The organism is Arthrobacter sp. 7Tela_A1 (assembly GCF_049311065.1).
Lineage (GTDB): Bacteria > Actinomycetota > Actinomycetes > Actinomycetales > Micrococcaceae > Arthrobacter_B.
Map to the genome: position 1 here is coordinate 25,028 of NZ_JAXIOO010000024.1, position 13,089 is coordinate 38,116.

The 13,089-nt window shown below is 65.6% G+C and carries 14 protein-coding genes; 10 read left to right on the forward strand and 4 right to left on the reverse strand.

The window, feature by feature from the left end; translation table 11 throughout:
- Positions 1 to 4: 4 nt before the first annotated feature.
- From TVB01_RS11205 to TVB01_RS11215, 3 genes are all read left to right on the forward strand, one after another.
- Positions 5 to 769, forward strand: a complete 765-nt coding sequence (locus tag TVB01_RS11205) for a GAF and ANTAR domain-containing protein (protein WP_422455983.1) — start codon at positions 5 to 7, stop codon at positions 767 to 769.
- Positions 766 to 1,797, forward strand: coding sequence for a Gfo/Idh/MocA family protein (locus TVB01_RS11210; RefSeq protein ID WP_422455984.1), 1,032 nt, complete (start codon positions 766 to 768; stop codon positions 1,795 to 1,797). The genes TVB01_RS11205 and TVB01_RS11210 overlap by 4 nt, the downstream gene beginning before the upstream one ends.
- Positions 1,798 to 1,877: 80 nt before the next feature.
- Complete coding sequence (locus tag TVB01_RS11215; protein WP_422455985.1) at positions 1,878 to 3,209, forward strand: MFS transporter; 1,332 nt, start codon at positions 1,878 to 1,880, stop codon at positions 3,207 to 3,209.
- Between the two features lie 73 nt (positions 3,210 to 3,282).
- On the opposite strand, the gene ald is transcribed toward TVB01_RS11215, so the two are convergent.
- Positions 3,283 to 4,401, reverse strand: coding sequence for an alanine dehydrogenase (gene ald / locus TVB01_RS11220; protein WP_422455986.1), 1,119 nt, complete (start codon positions 4,399 to 4,401; stop codon positions 3,283 to 3,285).
- An 88-nt stretch (positions 4,402 to 4,489) separates the two neighbouring features.
- Positions 4,490 to 4,942, reverse strand: coding sequence for a helix-turn-helix domain-containing protein (locus TVB01_RS11225; protein WP_422455987.1), 453 nt, complete (start codon positions 4,940 to 4,942; stop codon positions 4,490 to 4,492).
- Positions 4,943 to 5,115: 173 nt separating this feature from the next.
- Here TVB01_RS11225 and TVB01_RS11230 point away from each other — a divergent pair, with 173 nt between their 5' ends.
- A complete protein-coding gene (locus tag TVB01_RS11230) occupies positions 5,116 to 6,231 on the forward strand; it encodes an alcohol dehydrogenase catalytic domain-containing protein (protein ID WP_422455988.1) in 1,116 nt (371 codons plus the stop codon).
- A 4-nt stretch (positions 6,232 to 6,235) separates the two neighbouring features.
- Here the strand turns inward: TVB01_RS11230 and aceB are convergent, their stop codons facing one another.
- Positions 6,236 to 7,834: a malate synthase A gene (gene aceB / locus TVB01_RS11235; protein ID WP_422455989.1), complete on the reverse strand. Its 1,599-nt coding sequence runs from the start codon at positions 7,832 to 7,834 to the stop codon at positions 6,236 to 6,238.
- Positions 7,835 to 8,185: 351 nt separating this feature from the next.
- Here aceB and TVB01_RS11240 point away from each other — a divergent pair, with 351 nt between their 5' ends.
- From TVB01_RS11240 to TVB01_RS11265, 6 genes are all read left to right on the forward strand, one after another.
- Positions 8,186 to 8,719: an Asp23/Gls24 family envelope stress response protein gene (locus tag TVB01_RS11240; protein ID WP_422455990.1), complete on the forward strand. Its 534-nt coding sequence runs from the start codon at positions 8,186 to 8,188 to the stop codon at positions 8,717 to 8,719.
- 59 nt (positions 8,720 to 8,778) lie between these two features.
- Positions 8,779 to 8,958, forward strand: coding sequence for a hypothetical protein (locus tag TVB01_RS11245; RefSeq protein WP_422455991.1), 180 nt, complete (start codon positions 8,779 to 8,781; stop codon positions 8,956 to 8,958).
- Positions 8,955 to 9,359, forward strand: coding sequence for an Asp23/Gls24 family envelope stress response protein (locus TVB01_RS11250; protein ID WP_422455992.1), 405 nt, complete (start codon positions 8,955 to 8,957; stop codon positions 9,357 to 9,359). Before TVB01_RS11245 ends, TVB01_RS11250 begins: the two co-directional genes overlap by 4 nt.
- Positions 9,356 to 9,946 carry a DUF6286 domain-containing protein gene (locus TVB01_RS11255; protein ID WP_422455993.1) on the forward strand — a complete coding sequence of 197 codons (591 nt, stop codon included), beginning with the start codon at positions 9,356 to 9,358 and terminating at the stop codon, positions 9,944 to 9,946. The genes TVB01_RS11250 and TVB01_RS11255 overlap by 4 nt, the downstream gene beginning before the upstream one ends.
- An 11-nt stretch (positions 9,947 to 9,957) precedes the next feature.
- Complete coding sequence (locus tag TVB01_RS11260) at positions 9,958 to 10,569, forward strand: alkaline shock response membrane anchor protein AmaP (protein ID WP_422455995.1); 612 nt, start codon at positions 9,958 to 9,960, stop codon at positions 10,567 to 10,569.
- A gap of 100 nt (positions 10,570 to 10,669) precedes the next feature.
- On the forward strand, positions 10,670 to 11,521 hold the full coding sequence (locus TVB01_RS11265; protein WP_422455996.1) for an MBL fold metallo-hydrolase: 852 nt from the start codon (positions 10,670 to 10,672) through the stop codon (positions 11,519 to 11,521).
- Here TVB01_RS11265 and cycA read toward each other — a convergent pair.
- On the reverse strand, positions 11,508 to 12,998 hold the full coding sequence (gene cycA / locus TVB01_RS11270; protein ID WP_422455997.1) for a D-serine/D-alanine/glycine transporter: 1,491 nt from the start codon (positions 12,996 to 12,998) through the stop codon (positions 11,508 to 11,510). The two genes, TVB01_RS11265 and cycA, sit on opposite strands and share 14 nt — an antisense overlap.
- Positions 12,999 to 13,089 lie beyond the last annotated feature (91 nt).

Genomic DNA, 13,089 nt, shown 5'->3' on the forward strand with positions numbered 1-13,089 from the left:
CCGAGTGCCTGCAACAGGGCAGGAAACCGACGTGGACGACCTCAGGTCTGCCACCGCTACGGCATCGCAGCTGCAGGACCTTCTGGTACATCACGAAGACGTTCTGGAGTTCCTGCAGCAGCTGGCCCGGCTCAGCGCATCGTCGCTGTCTTCCCGGGGCCAGGTCTTCTGCGGAATCACGCTCCAGCGTTCCAGGGAGCACAGCTACACCGTCGCCAGCAGCGACAGCACCGCTCTGGAAATGGACGAAATGCAGTACGCCTTCGACGACGGCCCGTGCCTGCACGCCCTCCGCGTCCACGAGGCCGTGTACGTTCCCGACACCTCGGCCGATGAGAGGTGGCCGCAGTACCTGCAGCATGTCGTCGCGCAGGGAGTCCGGTCAATGTACGCGGTGCCGCTGAGGCTGGAAGGCCACGCCCGCGCCGCGCTGAACCTGTACTCACGCTCGGCCGGCACCTTTGACGAGGACTTCCAGCGGGCGGCCCGCACCTACGGCGAGGAGGCTTCCCTGGCCCTGCGCCTGGCCGTTCGGATGTCGCAGCGGGCCTCCACAGTCGAAGACCTGCAGGCGGTCCTGCAGTCCCGCACTGACATAGACCTTGCCATCGGCATCATCATGGGCCAGAACCGCTGCTCCCAGCGTGAAGCTTTCGAAACGCTGAAACGGGCGTCCAACAGCCGCAACCTCAAGATCAAGGTTCTCGCCGGCGAGATTGTGGCCCGGCTGAACGGCGCTCCTTCCGAAACGCACTTCCAGAACTCGTGAGTTCTCCACCGATCCGCGCCGTCCTCTTCGGCTACGGCCTGGGCGGCCGGGTTTTCCATGCTCCCCTGATCGCCCGGGACCCGCGGTATTCACTGGATGTCATTGTCACGGCCGATCCCGCGCGCGCCGCAGCCGCAGCGGCTGCATACCCAGCCGCCGTCGTTGTTCCCACTGTTGAAGCCGCGCTCCAGCGTGCCAAGAGCCTGGATCTGGCTGTCGTCAGCACTCCGCCGGCCACCCATGGGCCGGTCGCCTCCAAGGCGCTGGAATCCGGGCTCGCCGTGGTGGTGGACAAGCCCTTTGCCCACTCGGCCCAGGCCGCAGCGGACCTCATTGCCGCAGCGAAGTCCCGCGGACTGGTTCTCTCGGTGTTCCAGAACAGGCGCTGGGACGGGGACTTCCTCACCCTGCGCAGGCTCGTGGAACAGGGATCCTTGGGAACCGTGAGCCGCTTCGAGTCCCGGATGGATTCTTACAAGCCCGCGGTCGCCAAGGAATGGAAACGCAAAGCAGGCGCAGACGACGGCGGCGGCATCCTCTTCGATCTGGGCCCGCACCTGATCGACCAGGCACTCGCCCTTTTCGGCCCGGGCGAGCCGGTGTATGCCGAAGTCCGCGCCCGGCGGGTGCCGCAGGGACCGGATGACGACGTGTTCGTGGCCCTCCGGCACGACTCGGGTGTGATGTCCCATCTGTGGATGAACTCGCTGGCGCCGCAGCCGGGGGAGCGGTTCCGTGTTGTTGGCTCTGATGCGTCCTGGGTAAAGAGCGGAATGGACCCGCAGGAAGGACAGCTGGACGACGGACTCCTGCCCGGCGATCCCGGGTACGGGGCGGAGGACCCGGCACTGTGGGGCCTGCTGGGCACCGGCGCGGATGCTGCTGCGGTTCCCACCGAAGCCGGGCGGTACCAGGACTACTATTCCGGCCTGGCGGGGGCACTGCTGCACGGAAGTGCGGTACCGGTTAACCCGGCCGAGTCCCTGCGCGGGCTGGAAATCATCCAGCGGATCCACGCCGGGCTCTAACCGCCCGGCCGGCTCCCGCCTCCATGTCGCAGAGCGACCCAAATCACGTTGTGGGCCTCGTCTCCTTTATTATTTGAGGAATGCACCTCAAAGACCGGATCGAAGATTCCACCCTGAGCCGGCGGCAAGTCGGAATCATTGCAATTTGTACAGCCCTCTACATGATCGACGGATTCGACGTCCTGGTCATGGCCTTCAGCGCAGCGGATGTGTCCCGGGAGTGGGACCTTAACGGCGCGGAACTTGGTTTCCTCCTCAGTGCGGCCCTTGTGGGCATGGCGGTTGGCTCCATTTTCGTGTCCACCATCGCAGACGTGATCGGCCGGCAAAAGACACTGCTGATCGGAGTCTGCGTCGTCGCGGCCGGAATGCTGGCCTCGGTCTTTGCCCCGTCCTACGCAGTCCTGCTGATTCTGCGCCTGATAACCGGCGTGGCCATCGGTACCCTGCAGGCGACCATCAACGTTTTCGCCTCCGAGTTCTCCAATGCCAAGCGCCGCTCGACGGCCCTGGCGATCGTCAGCATCGGCCAGCCGATCGGCGGCGTCCTGGGCGGACTCGTCACCGGGGTGCTGATTGCCTCCTTCGGCTGGCGCTCCGCGTTCCTTTTCGGGGCCGCAGCCACGGTCCTGATGATCCCGCTTGTCATGAAGGTCCTGCCTGAATCGATCGACTATCTCTCTGTCCGCCGGCCGGAGAACGCCCTGGAACGCATCAACAAGACCCTCCGTTCCATCGGCCAGGAACCTGTCACCGAACTCCCTGATCCGGCGCCGCGCACGGAGAAGAAGTCCCGCTTTGCGGACGTCCTGACAGGCAGCAACGCCCGCCGGACCATCCTGCTTTCGCTGGCGTACTTCATCCTCATGGCCAGCTTCTACTTCGCGAACTCGTGGACCCCGAAGCTGATCACCGCCAGCGGCTTCAGCGCCCAGGACGGCATCAACGCCGGTGTGCTGTTCAGCGTAGGTGCCATCACCGGCGCCGTCGTGCTGGGCGTTTTTGGATCGCGCTTCGACATGCGCCGCGTCCTGGCCGTCTTTTTCCTCATTGGTGCTGCGACCTTCGTCGTCTTCGCCAACTCCACCCAGGGCTCCCTGCCACTGGCACTGTTCGCTGCGGCACTCGTTGGCTTCGGTTCCAACGCCCCGATCGCCGGCATGCTCGCGATCAGCCCCACGTATTACGATTCGGAGGTCCGCGGCACCGCACTCGGCCTGGTCATCGGCATGGGCCGCGTTGGCGCAATCATCTCTCCGATTCTCGCCGGCGGACTGATCGACGGCGGCTGGACACCGGGAGACCTGTACTTCCTGTTCGTTATCCCCATGGCGATGGGCGCCGTCGTGATTTCGCTGCTGGGTGCCCCCGTCCTGCGGGGTGCAGCAGCAAAGGTACCGGCGGCCCACTAGCGGCACAGTCCCGGACAGACCGGAGGCCGGCAGCTCCTTCGACGGAGCTGCCGGCCTCCGGCGTTGCTGGGAACTACGGAGCCACGAGCTCCAACCAGCCGTCAGCGAGTTCCAAGCCGTGGGCATCGGAGACGGAGTGGTGCGTCACCGCGCCGTTGGCGATGTTCAGGCCGCGGGCCAGCGCCGGACTGTCCTCGAAGGCCTGGCGTACGCCCTTGTCCGCCAGGGCGACGGCGTAGGGCAGGGTGACGTTGGTCAGCGCGTAGGTCGAAGTGTTCGGCACTGCGCCCGGCATGTTCGCCACGCAGTAGAACAGCGAACCGTGCACCCGGAAGGTCGGGTCCTCATGGGTCGTGGGGCGGCTGTCCTCAAAACACCCGCCCTGGTCCACGGCAATGTCCACCAGGACACTGCCTGGCTTCATGCGGGCGACCATGGCGTTGGTGACCAGCCTGGGAGCACGTGCCCCCGGAACCAGGACCGATCCGATGACCAGGTCCGCATCCAGCAGGGCGCGTTCAATTTCGAACGCGTTGGATGCGACGGTCTTGATCCGGCCGGCGTACTGGGCATCCAGTTCGCGCAGCCGGTTGATGTTGATGTCCAGCACGGTGACGTCCGCGTGGGCTCCGACGGCGATCGCCACGGCGTTGGTGCCGGCCACACCGGCACCCAGCACCACGACCTTGGCCGGACGGACGCCGGGAACCCCGCCGAGCAGCAGGCCGGGCCCGCCGGCCGGAGCCATCATGCACTGGGCGCCGACCTGCACTGCCAGCCGTCCCGCAACCTCGGACATGGGTGCCAGCAGCGGCAGGGCCCGGCCTTCCTGGACCGTCTCATAGGCGATGGCCGTAACGCCGGCGTCCAGCAGCTCCCGGGTCAGCTCTTCGGTGGCGGCAAGGTGGAGATAGGTAAAGAGGATCAGGCCCGGCCGGAAATACCGGTACTCGGAAGCGATCGGCTCCTTGACCTTCATGATCATGTCCGAGCGGGTCCAGACATCCTGAGCTGCAGCCACGATTTCGGCGCCGGCAGTCGTATATTCCTCGTCGGTAATATTCGATCCCAGGCCGGCTCCCGCTTCTACCAGGACCGTGTGGCCGCGGCCGGTCAGTTCATGCACGCCGGATGCCGTTATGGCGACGCGGAATTCGTTGTTCTTGATCTCTTGGGGAATGCCGATAATCACGTGGGTAACTCCGTCTTCAGGGTGAAAGTGGTGGGACTAATACAGTGCTGGAAAGCAGATGGGGCGAGCCCGCGGTCCTGCGGTGCTCCTATGTATCAGTCCCCCCTGAAAATTCCGGTGTTGCGTGGCCTGCAGCCTTTGCGGCAGCCGCCGCACGCTGGGCGTGAAGCCAGGACTCGATGTCGGACATGCGGATGCGCCGGTGCGTTCCACGGTATTCCACCGGGATCACGCCCGCGTCCGTCAGGTTCCGAAGGTAGGTGTGGGAAATCCCTGCCGCTGCCGCTGCCTGTGACGTCGTCAGGAGGGGGTTGTGGACCGGGGACGGCGCGGGCTCTGCCGAAGCTGAGCTGACACTGACCGAGTCACCGGCGGCCAGTCTGCCGAGCAGATCCAGGACGGCGTCCCTCGCTGCAGGCGGGAGGCGAAGCGCGGTGCCGTCAACGAAGACCGTGACATCTCCCGCGGCCAGCGCACGGACGAGCGCCTTTGCCTCTTTTCCGGGAAGCGCCGGAGTGGTCACGGTCGTCCTTTGGGTCATGCAGAACATCTTGCCAAATGAAATGAGAAGGAAACACACCACCGCGTCACAGATTTGCAGGCGCGTCGCCGCCGGGGTCCTTTTCGAGATGCAGGGTCCGTGCTGGAATGGGTGCCAGCGCCCGCCGGGACCCCTCGCGCGTGCCGGTAAGCGACGGATTCGAAGGGGAAACCATGAGCAGCAGAACCATCCGCGGAGCAGTCCTGGAACGCACCGGGGCACCGGGTCCCTACTCCCGGACACGGCCGATCACGGTGTGCAGCCTGGAACTGGACCCGCCGGGGCCGGGGGAAGTGCTGGTGCGGATCGAGGCCGCGGGGGTCTGCCACTCGGACCTCTCTGTGGTGAACGGCAGCCGGGTCCGCCCGGTGCCCATGCTGCTTGGCCATGAAGCCGCAGGGCGGATCGAGTCGCTGGGACCTGACGTGCCGGGCCTGGAAGAAGGGCAGCGGGTGGTGATGGCCTTCCTGCCGCGCTGCGGAACCTGCGATGCCTGCCGGACCGACGGGAAAATGCCCTGCACCCCCGGAAGCGCGGCGAACAACGCCGGAACCCTGCTCGGCGGCGCGCGGAGGCTGCACCGCAACGGGGAAGAAGTCCATCACCATCTCGGGGTGTCCGCCTTCGCGACCCACGCCGTCGTCAACTACCGCTCTGTGGTGCCGGTCGATGACGACGTTCCACCCGCCGTGGCCGCGCTGCTCGGCTGCGCCGTGCTCACCGGAGGCGGGGCAGTCCTCAACGCCGCCCGCCCCGGTCCGCAAGACGACGTCGCGGTGGTGGGGCTTGGAGGAGTGGGCATGGCTGCCCTGCTGACAGCCCGTTCGCTGGGGGTACGCAGTGTCATGGGGATCGACGCGGTGGAGGCAAAGCTCAAGCGCGCGCTGGAACTGGGGGCAGACACGGTCTACACGCCACGGGAGGCGCTCGACGCCGGCATCCGGCCGGCACTGGTGGTGGAGGCAGCGGGCCATCCGCGTGCGTTCGAGACCGCCGTCCAGCTCACCGCTCCCGGCGGAACCACCGTGACGGTGGGATTGCCGGCGCCGGAGGCTCAGGCTGAGGTCACACCGCTGACGCTCACTGCCGAGGCACGCACGATCATCGGCAGCTACCTGGGCTCGGCTGTTCCCTCGCGTGACATCCCGGTCTACGCAGACCTGTGGCGCCAGGGAAAACTCCCCGTCCAGGAGCTGGTCTCCGCAGAGATGGGCTTGGAGGACATCAACGGGGCCATGGACACCCTGGCGGATGGACAGGCCATCCGCCAGGTCATCCTGTTCGATTGAACCGCTAGTCGATCAGCTCGTAGGCGGGGAGGGTGAGGAAGTCGGGGTAGTTCTCGGCCAGGCTGATGCGGCCAATCAGCTCGCTGGCCGGGGCGTAGTACTTCTCGAAGGCTTCCTCCCCGACTTCCCCGCGCAGGCGTTCGGCTTCCTCGGCCAGCAGGCGCTTGACCAGATCCTCCGTCACGGTTTCGCCGGTGTCTTCCAGCGTGACTGAGTTGCGGACCTGCTGCCACACCTGGGAACGGGAAATCTCCGCGGTTGCGGCGTCTTCCATCAGGTTGTGGATGGCGACGGCGCCGTTGCCCGAGAGCCAGACGGCGGTGTAAGCCACCGCGACGTAAAGGTTGGAACGCAGCCCCGCTTCGGTGATTGCACCTTCCGCGGTGGTGACGTCCAGCAGGTCCTTTGCCGTAACGGAAACTTCCTCGCGGAGCTTGTCCACCTGGTTCGGCTTCTCACCGAGGACGGAGTCGAAGACCTCTCGGCAGGTGTCCACCATGTCGGGGTGCGCCACCCAGGAACCGTCGAAACCGTCGTTGGCTTCGCGGGTCTTGTCCGCCGTGACCTTCTCGAAGGCCTTGGCTGTGATCTCGGGTTCGCGCCGGTTGGGGATGAAGGCCGCCATGCCGCCCATGGCGAAGGCGCCGCGCCGGTGGCAGGTCTTGACGAGCAGTTCCGTGTAGGCACGCATGAACGGAGCGGTCATGGCAACGTCGGCGCGGTCCGGGAGCAGGAAGTCCTTCCCGGAGTCACGGAAGACCTTGATCATGCTGAACAGGTAGTCCCAGCGTCCGGCGTTCAGGCCGGCGGCATGGTCGCGCAGTTCGTAGAGGATTTCCTCCATTTCGAAGGCCGCCGGAATGGTCTCGATCAACACCGTGGCGCGGACCGAACCCTGCGGCACACCGACGTACTCCTCAGCGAAAGTGAACACGTCGTTCCACAGCCGGGCCTCGAGGTGGCTCTCCATCTTGGGGAGGTAGTAGTACGGTCCGTGTCCGTTCTCCAGCAGCTGCTTGGCGTTGTGGAAGAAGTGCAGGCCGAAGTCGACCAGGGCGCCCACTGCGGGTTCGCCGTCGATCATCACGTGCTTTTCCGGCAGGTGCCAGCCGCGCGGCCGCATCACGACGACGGCGAGCGGCGCGTCCGTGCGCAGCGCGTACTCCTTGCCCTCGGGTGAGGTGAAGGAGAGGTCACCGCGGGCAGCCCGGTACAGGTTGTATTCCGCATCCACCACGTTGTGCCACGTGGGAGTAGAAGCATCTTCCAGGTCGGCGAGCCAGACCTTGGCGCCGGAGTTCAGGGCATTGATCGCCATTTTGGCAGGTGATGCCGGGCCGGTCATCTCCACCCGCCGGTCCTGCAGTGCGGGCGGCGCGGGCGCGACCTTCCAGTCGCCCTCCCGGATTTCGGCGGTCTCGGGCAGGAAATCCAGGGACTCCCCGGCGGCTATGGCCTCGCGGCGTGCGGTGCGGGCAGCGAGGAGGTCGTTGCGGGTGGACGCGAAGCGCCGGTGGAGTTCTTCCACAAAGGCAAGCGCTTCCGGAGTCAGGATGGTTTCGGCACCATCTGCGGGACGCGGATCGGTTAGTTCAATGGCCATGGCGTTTCTCCCTCTTGCAGGTCTGCTTCTTTGCGGTTCTCCGCCGGTGAACGTCATCAGGTCGGAATCAGAAGGCTGAAATCCGTCAAAAATGAAAAAGTTCTTTCGTATCGTGAATATTATGGTCCGTCCGGGGTAAGGGCAAGGGTAGCGCAGCGAGCCCGGCTTCCGCGGCAGAGATGGGCGGCGGGGCTGCGTCGCAGGCGGGAGAGGAAGTGCCTTCTACTGCGCAGGGAATCTTGCCGCCGGCGGCATAAATAATGAGGGGAAGGGTAACGCTACGGGCGCCGCGCCGTCTTAATGGAAGTACGTGATCCGATTCCGGACACCATTTTTCAGGAGATGAGTGCGATGTCAGAATCCGCAAATAACCCTGGACATTCTTCCTCCACAACAGCGCAGCCTGCATCCAGCAGCATTCCGGGCAGCACTGAGAGCGCAATCGGAGACGAACGCCGTTCGGGTCCGCTCCACACGCCGCGGGGAGATACGACCATAGAAGAAACGGTGGTCCAGAAGCTGGCCGGTATCGCGACCCGGGAGGTACCCGGCGTCGCTGCCATGGGCAACGCGGCCAGACGCGCGTTCAGCGCCGTCACGGACCGGATCCCCGGTTCGCAGACCAACGTCAGCAACGGCGTTTCGGTGGAGAAAGGGGAGCGGCAGACAGCCATCGACGTGAGCATCGTCGTCGAGTACGGCTACTCCATCGTCGAGGTCAGCCAGGGAATCCGCCGCAATGTGATCCGCTCGGTGGAGAATGCCACCGGCCTGGAAGTACTGGAAGTGAACGTGAACGTTACCGACGTGCGGCTCCCCGGTGAGGAGAGCGAAGACGACGGCAGCGGGAGCCACGGCCAGAAGTCTTCGGACCGCCTCCAGTAGGCGGTGCCCCCGGCCCGCAAGTACGGGCCGTACCCACAAACGTACTAAGGAGAGCGACCATGTCTGCAACGAGATGGTGCTTGGCAGTTGGTGTGGTCTTGGGAATTGTCCTGGCTTTCGGCGGGTGGTTCGCCTTCCTGGTGACTGTCCTGTTCGGACTCATCGGCCTGCTGGTCGGAATGGCAGCTGACGGGAAGCTGGACATGGCGGGGATGTTCGGCAGGGCGTCCAGCAGATGACCACAGCGCAGGTCCAGGCCGCCCGGCGCCCGCGCCGTGATGTCGGAGACCGCGGCAGCACTTCCATGTCCCGGAAGGTGCTGGAAAAGATCGCGGCCCAGGTGGCCAGGGACGAGACACAGGCGGGCGGCACTTCGGGCGGGTTCCTGGGAATGGGCGCCCGCGCGGACTTCGGAGCGCGCCCGGATGCGACTGTCGTGCTGGCGGGGAACATCGCCAGCCTGAAGGTGACCGCGGGGCTTCCGTATCCCTTGCCGCTGCGCCGGGCCACGGATCAGTTGCGCCAGCGGATAGCCGAGCGCGTGACCGAACTGACCGGTGTCCAGGTCCGGCAGGTGGATATCACGGTGGCGTGGCTTCTGCCCAGGAACCGGTCCTCGGGACAGAGGAAGCTGCTGTGAGCCGGCCGGAGAGACCGCCGGTCGCGCTGCGGCAGCGCCCCAGCCGTTCGGGTCCGGCCACCACCTGTGCGGTTCTGCTCGTGGCACTGGGGGTAGCCCTGGTGTGGAGCGCAGTATTCCGTCTCACCACCGGGTCATGGTCCCAGGCCTTCACCGAACCGTTCACCTGGTTCTCGGAACAGGCGTGGAACAGCAGTGCCGTCTGGACCATAGGTGCGCTGGTGGCCGCGGCCGGGCTGATCCTGCTGCTTGCCGGTGTCCTTCCCGGGCGGTTCCATGCCCTTTCGGTCCGGGTGCCGGAAGCTGAAGGGTCCTCTTCCGCCCTCAGTGTGAGCGGGGAGCCGGAAGCCGTGATGTCCCGCCGGGCGGTGGCGCAGCTTGCTGCTGCAACTTGCGAACACATTGACGGCGTCTCCTCCGCTTCCGCCACGGCTACGGACCGCGAAGTCCGGGTGACCGCGTCGACGGCGCTGCATGACACTCGCGATCTCCACCGCTGGGTAGGGGAGGGCGTACGGTCCCGGCTGGAAGCATCCGGCCTGGACCCGGTTCCCGGCGTCAAGGTCTTCATCCGCTCCAGTGACTGAAAGGACGCGCCATGCGACACCATGCAGGAGCGACGAACCGGACGTGGCTGATCATCATCGGAGCGGTGCTGCTGGCCGCAGGAATCCTTTCGCTGCTGCTCTCGGCAGGTGTCCTCGGCGGCGTCATGCCCGGACCGGACAGCGCCGTGCTGCAGGACGGGCCCGAAACCCTGCTCCAGCCGGACTGGGTAGCGCCCTCTGTGCTGATCGGAGGGATCATCCTGGGGATCCTGGGACTGTGGTGGCTCCTCGCGGAAGTTCCGCGCAAGAAGGGTGCCTCGGGATTCCGGCTGCAGGAGGACCCTGCCCGCGGCATCACCACCTGTGAGCCCGGTGTCCTGGCCCGCGCCGTCGAGCACGACGCCAACAGCGTTCCGGGGGTGGTCGATTCATCGGTGCTGCTGCGCGGAACGGCGGATTCACCGGACCTCGCCATGCGCCTGACGGTGAACGAACGGAGCGACATTCAGGAGTCCCTGCGGCGTGTCTGCTCTGACGTCCTGCCCAACCTGAGCCAGGCACTGGAAACCCCGCTGCATACTGTGGGGATCACCCTGGAGGTCAGCGCCCGGCGGGCGCAGCTGGGCAACACCGTGGAATCCACGGGCACAGTGGTCTACTGAGGTTACGGAATCGTTATCGCGAAAAGGGTGCTGAACCCGTTGGCCGCGGTGTCGCAGGCAGCCGCAGCCCGGTAGCCTGACGGGCTTCGGACACCTGCTCATGAACGGGTTACTGACGATGGTGCAGCACTTTAGGGAAGCACTCCCGCCAAACGACTATCCGATCTGCGTCACCTGCGGGACGCAGTACTCAGGGCCGCGCCCCGACTGCCCTGTCTGCGAGGACGAGCGCCAGTACGTCCCGCAAACCGGACAGGAATGGACCACCCTGACCCGGCTCCGGTCCGGCGCCCGCCGAGCCAGCGTGCATCCGCAGGGGCCCGGTGTTCTCGGCGTGGGCTGCGAACCGAAGTTCGCGATTGGCCAGCGGGCCCTGCTGGTCAAGGGGGCGGACGGCAACGTGCTCTGGGACTGCGTGCCGTACCTGGATGAGGAACTGATCGACTACATCAACGCCGAAGGCGGGCTGACGGCCATAGCCATCAGCCACCCCCACTACTACTCCACCATGGTGGACTGGGCCCGGGAGTTTGGCGTCCCGGTCTACCTGCACACTGCGGACCGGGAATGGGTAGGCCGCAGCGATCCCGCCCTCCAGTTCTGGGACGGCGACCGGCTGGACCTTGCCACGGGACTGGTCCTGTACCGCCCGGGCGTCCATTTCCCCGGCGGGACGGTCATGCACTGGGCAGACGACCCGGACGGTGCCGGAGCGCTTTTCAGCGGGGACATTGTCCAGGTCATCCCGGACTTCAACCATGTCGCCTTTATGTACAGCTATCCCAACCTCATCCCGGAGCGCCCGGACGTGGTGGAAGCAGCGGCGGAACTGCTGGCACCGCTGTCCTACGAACGGCTCTACGGAGCGTGGTGGGACTACATCCTGCCCCGCGGGGCGGACCGGATCGTGCAGGATTCGGCCCGCCGCTACCTCAAGTTCACGCGCGGTTGAGCGACTTCACGGCTTCCCGTTCGGCCTCGGCCATGGCCTTGTACTCGGCAACCCGCGCCTGGTGGAGCGGCGTGCGGCGCAGCACGGCGTACACGGCGCCCAGGAGCACGAACCAGATGGGTGTCACGAGCAGGGCCGTGAGCGTGTCCGGCTGCGTCGTCAGGGCCCAGACAATGAAGACGAAGAACGCCAGGACCACGTAGACCATGGGCCGGCCGCCGGGCAGCTTGAACTTCGACTCCCGGTGCAGGTGGGGACGGCGGCGCCGGTAGGCCAGGTAGCTGAAGAGGATGATCGTCCAGACGAACATGAAGCACAGCGCCGAAATGGTGGTCACCATGGTGAACGCCGCACTGACCGACTCGCCGGCATAGAGCAGGACGACGCCGGCCAGCAGGAAGGTGCAGGAGAAGAACAGTGCGTTCTGGGGGACCTTGCGGCGGGACAGGCGGCCAAACGCCTTGGGGGCGTCGCCGTCGTGCGCCAGGCCAAAGACCATCCGCGAGGTGGAATAGATGCCCGAGTTTGCGGAGGAGGCAGCGGACGTCAGGACCACAAAATTGACGACGGCGGCGGCCGTCCCCAGCCCGGCGAGGGCGAACATGCCCACGAAGGGACTCTCGTCGGCACTGAATTCGGTCCACGGAATGACTGCCATCAGGATCACCAGCGCGCCTACGTAGAAGAGCATGATGCGCAGCGGAATCGAGTTGATCGCCTTCGGCAGGTTCTTCGTCGGATCCTTTGTTTCAGCTGCGGCGGTGCCCACCAGCTCAATGCCCACGAAGGCGAAGACGGCAATCTGGAAACCGGCGACGAAGCCCATGGGACCGGTGGGGAAGAACCCGCCGTTTTCCCAGAGGTTGCCGAAGCTGGCTGTCTCACCCGGCTCTGATTCGAAGCCGGTGAGGATCATGGCAAGACCCACGACGATCAGGGTCAGGATGGCGATGATCTTGATCAGGGCGAACCAGAACTCGGTTTCACCGAAGGCCTTCACGGTGGGAAGGTTCAGCGCCACCAACAGGAGGATGCACGCCAGTGCCGGAATCCACAGCGGGATCTCGGCCCACCAGAAGGTCACGTAGTGGGCAATCGCCACCACGTCGGCGATGCCGGTAACCACCCAGCAGAACCAGTAGGTCCAGCCGGTAAAGAACCCGGCCCAGGGACCGAGCAGGTCGGCGGCGAAGTCGCTGAAGGACTTGTAGCGCAGGTTGGAAAGGAGCAGTTCGCCCATCGCCCGCATCACGAAGTACAGCATGAAGCCGATGACCATGTAGACGAAGATGACCGACGGCCCTGCGACGGAGATGGTTTTTCCGGAACCCATGAACAGGCCGGTGCCGATGGCTCCGCCAATGGCGAGGAGCTGGATGTGGCGGCTGGAAAGCGAACGCGAAAGGTTCGGGTCCTGGGAACTGGAAACTGCGGGGGACTGCGCCGTGCTGGAGACGGGGGTGGAGCTACCTGGCATGGAGTTCTTTCTCATAGGCACCGAATCGGCACGCCGCCGCCAAGACACGCTGCTTACACCGGTTATCAATGAGCCTCATGAGATGTGTGGC

What these genes read in the sequence shown, in the direction of transcription:
- TVB01_RS11215 (WP_422455985.1), top strand. Translation starts at nt 1,878, where the DNA reads ATGCACCTCAAAGACCGGATCGAAGATTCCACCCTGAGCCGGCGGCAA.
- TVB01_RS11225 (WP_422455987.1), bottom strand. Translation starts at nt 4,942, where the DNA reads ATGACCCAAAGGACGACCGTGACCACTCCGGCGCTTCCCGGAAAAGAG.
- TVB01_RS11230 (WP_422455988.1), top strand. Translation starts at nt 5,116, where the DNA reads ATGAGCAGCAGAACCATCCGCGGAGCAGTCCTGGAACGCACCGGGGCA.
- aceB (WP_422455989.1), bottom strand. Translation starts at nt 7,834, where the DNA reads ATGGCCATTGAACTAACCGATCCGCGTCCCGCAGATGGTGCCGAAACC.
- TVB01_RS11240 (WP_422455990.1), top strand. Translation starts at nt 8,186, where the DNA reads ATGTCAGAATCCGCAAATAACCCTGGACATTCTTCCTCCACAACAGCG.
- TVB01_RS11245 (WP_422455991.1), top strand. Translation starts at nt 8,779, where the DNA reads ATGTCTGCAACGAGATGGTGCTTGGCAGTTGGTGTGGTCTTGGGAATT.
- TVB01_RS11250 (WP_422455992.1), top strand. Translation starts at nt 8,955, where the DNA reads ATGACCACAGCGCAGGTCCAGGCCGCCCGGCGCCCGCGCCGTGATGTC.
- TVB01_RS11260 (WP_422455995.1), top strand. Translation starts at nt 9,958, where the DNA reads ATGCGACACCATGCAGGAGCGACGAACCGGACGTGGCTGATCATCATC.
- TVB01_RS11265 (WP_422455996.1), top strand. Translation starts at nt 10,670, where the DNA reads ATGAACGGGTTACTGACGATGGTGCAGCACTTTAGGGAAGCACTCCCG.
- cycA (WP_422455997.1), bottom strand. Translation starts at nt 12,998, where the DNA reads ATGCCAGGTAGCTCCACCCCCGTCTCCAGCACGGCGCAGTCCCCCGCA.